The organism is Gemelliphila sp. 1F1 (genome assembly GCF_056897515.1).
The window spans coordinates 1-4,989 of record NZ_JBXHBE010000010.1 but is presented as its reverse complement, the minus strand read 5'-3'; the positions used below and the strand labels follow the sequence as shown (position 1 = coordinate 4,989).

Annotated in this window: 3 rRNA genes; all 3 read left to right on the top strand. The window is 48.0% G+C overall.

The features are described 5' to 3' along the window. The first annotated feature begins 107 nt into the window (after positions 1–107). The 3 genes from AC1XWJ_RS07680 to rrf all read left to right on the top strand — a co-directional run bounded on the left by AC1XWJ_RS07680 (position 108) and on the right by rrf (position 4,986). A 16S ribosomal RNA gene (locus AC1XWJ_RS07680) occupies positions 108–1,666 on the top strand. A 268-nt stretch (positions 1,667–1,934) separates the two neighbouring features. Beyond that, positions 1,935–4,817 (top strand): 23S ribosomal RNA (locus AC1XWJ_RS07675). A gap of 54 nt (positions 4,818–4,871) precedes the next feature. Beyond that, positions 4,872–4,986: ribosomal RNA gene (gene rrf, locus AC1XWJ_RS07670) — 5S ribosomal RNA — on the top strand. Together the 16S, 23S and 5S rRNA genes form the textbook arrangement of a ribosomal RNA operon. Positions 4,987–4,989 lie beyond the last annotated feature (3 nt).

Below are 4,989 nucleotides of genomic sequence, written 5' to 3'. Positions count from 1 at the left end.
TTGAACATTGAAAACTAAACGAAAAGTCAACGTTAATTCCGATAAAAGAAGTTGAAGAAAAGACAACTAAAAAAACTTTTTTAAGAGAGCTAATCAAGCTAACAAGTAATTTGGAGAGTTTGATCCTGGCTCAGGACGAACGCTGGCGGCGTGCCTAATACATGCAAGTCGAGCGAAGTATTATCGGTACTTGTACTGATAATACTTAGCGGCGAACGGGTGAGTAACACGTAAAGAACCTGCCTTATAGACTGGGACAACTACTGGAAACGGTAGCTAATACCGGATGAGATATAAACTCGCATGAGAGTATATTAAAAGTTGGTTTCGGCTAACACTATAAGATGGCTTTGCGGTGCATTAGCTAGTTGGTGGGGTAAAGGCCTACCAAGGCGACGATGCATAGCCGACCTGAGAGGGTGAACGGCCACACTGGGACTGAGACACGGCCCAGACTCCTACGGGAGGCAGCAGTAGGGAATCTTCCGCAATGGGCGAAAGCCTGACGGAGCAACGCCGCGTGAGTGAAGAAGGATTTCGGTTCGTAAAACTCTGTTGTTAGGGAAGAATGATTATATAGTAACTATATATAGTAGAGACGGTACCTAACCAGAAAGCCACGGCTAACTACGTGCCAGCAGCCGCGGTAATACGTAGGTGGCAAGCGTTGTCCGGAATTATTGGGCGTAAAGCGCGCGCAGGTGGTATAATAAGTCTGATGTGAAAGCCCACGGCTCAACCGTGGAGGGTCATTGGAAACTGTAATACTTGAGTGCAGGAGAGAAAAGTGGAATTCCTAGTGTAGCGGTGGAATGCGTAGAGATTAGGAGGAACACCAGTGGCGAAGGCGGCTTTTTGGCCTGTAACTGACACTGAGGCGCGAAAGCGTGGGGAGCAAACAGGATTAGATACCCTGGTAGTCCACGCCGTAAACGATGAGTGCTAAGTGTTGGAGTCGATAGACTTCAGTGCTGCAGCAAACGCATTAAGCACTCCGCCTGGGGAGTACGGTCGCAAGACTGAAACTCAAAGGAATTGACGGGGACCCGCACAAGCGGTGGAGTATGTGGTTTAATTCGAAGCAACGCGAAGAACCTTACCAAGTCTTGACATACAGTGAGGGTTTTAGAGATAGAACTGTTAATATGCTTTGCATATTACACTGATACAGGTGGTGCATGGTTGTCGTCAGCTCGTGTCGTGAGATGTTGGGTTAAGTCCCGCAACGAGCGCAACCCTTATATCTAGTTGCCAGCAGTAAGATGGGGACTCTAGATAGACTGCCAGTGATAAACTGGAGGAAGGTGGGGATGACGTCAAATCATCATGCCCCTTATGACTTGGGCTACACACGTACTACAATGGATAGGGACAAAGAGAAGCGAACTCGCAAGGGGAAGCGAACCTCATAAAACTATTCTCAGTTCGGATTGTAGTCTGCAACTCGACTACATGAAGCTGGAATCGCTAGTAATCGCGAATCAGAATGTCGCGGTGAATACGTTCCCGGGTCTTGTACACACCGCCCGTCACACCACGAGAGTTTATAACACCCGAAGACGGTGGCCTAACCGAAAGGAGGGAGCCGGTCACGGTGGGATAGATGATTGGGGTGAAGTCGTAACAAGGTAGCCGTATCGGAAGGTGCGGCTGGATCACCTCCTTTCTAAGGATAGAGGGAATAAAGTTGACAATTCGTTTAGTTTTGAGTGTTCAAGCACTCNAGGTAGCCGTATCGGAAGGTGCGGCTGGATCACCTCCTTTCTAAGGATAGAGGGAATAAAGTTGACAATTCGTTTAGTTTTGAGTGTTCAAGCACTCAAGCACAAAGAAAACTAAATACAAATTAAAACCAAGATTTACAAGAAGAAAACCGAGAAAAAGAGTTTATTCAAGAAAGAGTTCAAGGAAGAAACGAAGCGAAAAGCTACACAGATTAAGTAGAGAAGAGCGCACGGAGGATGCCTTGGCACTAGGAGCCGAAGAAGGACGTGACAAACGACGAAACGCTACGGGGAGAAGTAAGTAATCAAAGATCCGTAGATATCCGAATGGGGGAACCCGGCATGAGTAAAGACATGTCACCCGAGAGGGAGGTAACGCAGAGAACTGAAACATCTAAGTACCTGCAGGAAGAGAAAGAAAAATCGATTTCCTAAGTAGCGGCGAGCGAAAAGGAAGGAGCCCAAACCAATTAGTAAACTAATTGGGGTTGTAGGACTATCAAGAAATCGTATATTAATTTATAGTAGAATCTCATGGGAAGGAGAGCCAAAGAAGGTAAGAGCCCTGTAAACGAAATGAAGAGATAGCGAGAGATAGTACCTGAGTACAGCGGAACACGAGGAATTCCGTTGGAATCTACCAGGACCATCTGGTAAGGCTAAATACTACCTAGTGACCGATAGTGAACCAGTACCGTGAGGGAAAGGTGAAAAGAACCCCGGGAGGGGAGTGAAAGAGAACCTGAAACCGTGTGCTTACAAATAGTCAGAGCACTGTATAGGTGTGATGGCGTGCCTTTTGTAGAATGAACCGGCGAGTTACTTTATCATGCAAGGTTAAGTGGAAGACACGGAGCCGAAGCGAAAGCGAGTCTTAATAGGGCGAGATAGTATGATGGAGTAGACCCGAAACCAAGTGATCTACCCATGGCCAGGTTGAAGTTTAGGTAACACTGAATGGAGGACCGAACCAGGACACGTTGAAAAGTGTTTGGATGAGCTGTGGGTAGCGGAGAAATTCCAATCGAACTTGGAGATAGCTGGTTCTCTCCGAAATAGCTTTAGGGCTAGCCTCGTATAGAGTTTATTGGAGGTAGAGCACTGTTTGGACTAGGGGCCCATCCCGGGTTACCGAATTCAGACAAACTCCGAATGCCAAATAAATAGATACGGGAGTCAGACTGCGGGTGATAAGGTTCGTAGTCGAAAGGGAAACAGCCCAGACCGCCAGTTAAGGTCCCAAATTGTATGTTAAGTGGAAAAGGATGTGATGATGCACAGACAACCAGGATGTTGGCTTAGAAGCAGCCACCATTTAAAGAGTGCGTAATAGCTCACTGGTCGAGTGACATCGCGCCGAAAATGTACCGGGGCTAAACATACAACCGAAACTGCGGATATAACGATAAGTTATATGGTAGGAGAGCGTTCTAACATCGGAGAAGCCGAACTGGAAGGTGAGGTGGAGAGGTTAGAAGTGAGAATGCCGGTGTGAGTAGCGAAAGATAGGTGAGAATCCTATCCACCGAAAGACTAAGGTTTCCAGAGGAAGGCTCGTCCGCTCTGGGTAAGTCGGGACCTAAGGTGAATCCGAAAGGAGAAGCCGATGGACAACAGGTAGAAATTCCTGTACCACCGAATATCGATTGAGAGAAGTGGGGACAGAGGAGGTTAGACAATCGGACTGATGGAATAGTCCGTCTAAGCGCAAAGGTAGCGAGGTAGGCAAAACCGCCGAGTGATAATACTGAAGCGTGATGGGGAGTCAAATGAGACGAAGTTGTTGAAACCAAACTCTCAAGAAAAGCCGCTATCGAGATAAGAGGTGCCCGTACCGCAAACCGACACAGGTAGTTGGGAAGAGAATTCTAAGGTGAGCGAGAGAACCATCGTTAAGGAACTCGGCAAAATGACCCCGTAACTTCGGGAGAAGGGGTGCCTAGGAGACTAGGCCGCAGTGAATAGGCCCAAGCGACTGTTTATCAAAAACACAGGTCTCTGCAAAACCGAAAGGTGAAGTATAGGGGCTGACGCCTGCCCGGTGCTGGAAGGTTAAGAGGAGTGCTTAGCGGAAGCGAAGGTATGAATTGAAGCCCCAGTAAACGGCGGCCGTAACTATAACGGTCCTAAGGTAGCGAAATTCCTTGTCGGGTAAGTTCCGACCCGCACGAAAGGCGTAACGATTTGGGCACTGTCTCAACGATGGACTCGGTGAAATCATAGTACCTGTGAAGATGCAGGTTACCCGCGACAGGACGGAAAGACCCCATGGAGCTTTACTGTAGCTTGATATTGAATTTTGATGCAGTATGTACAGGATAGGTAGGAGCCGAAGAGACGTGTACGCCAGTATACGGAGAGGCGATGTTGGGATACTACCCTTGCTGTATTGAAATTCTAACCTAGAGAGTAGAAAACTCAGAGACAGTGTCAGGTGGGCAGTTTGACTGGGGCGGTCGCCTCCTAAAGAGTAACGGAGGCGTTCAAAGGTTCCCTCAGAATGGTTGGAAATCATTTAAAGAGTGTAAAGGCAGAAGGGAGCTTGACTGTGAGAGAGACAACTCGAGCAGGTGCGAAAGCAGGACTTAGTGATCCGGTGGTACCGAATGGAAGGGCCATCGCTCAACGGATAAAAGCTACCCTGGGGATAACAGGCTTATCTCCCCCAAGAGTCCACATCGACGGGGAGGTTTGGCACCTCGATGTCGGCTCATCGCATCCTGGGGCTGTAGTCGGTCCCAAGGGTTGGGCTGTTCGCCCATTAAAGCGGTACGCGAGCTGGGTTCAGAACGTCGTGAGACAGTTCGGTCCCTATCCGTCGTGGGCGTAGGAAATTTGAGAGGAGCTGTCCTTAGTACGAGAGGACCGGGATGGACGTATCAATGGTGTACCAGTTGTCACGCCAGTGGCATAGCTGGGTAGCTAAATACGGAAGGGATAAGAGCTGAAAGCATCTAAGCATGAAGCCCCCCTCGAGATGAGATTTCCCACGTAAGTTAAGACCCCTTGAAGACGACAAGGAGAATAGGTTGGGAGTGGAAGTATGGTAACATATGGAGCTGACCAAAACTAATAGGTCGAGGACTTAATCAAGAGTTTTGGAATTGAAAAAGAGTAGATATTGGAGATAATTGTATAAAGTTTTCGTCTGGTGGCGATAGCAAAGAGGACACACCTGTATCCATACCGAACACAGAAGTTAAGCTCTTTAGCGTCGAAGGTAGTTGGGCTTACGCCCTGCGAGATTAGAACGTTGCCAGACTTT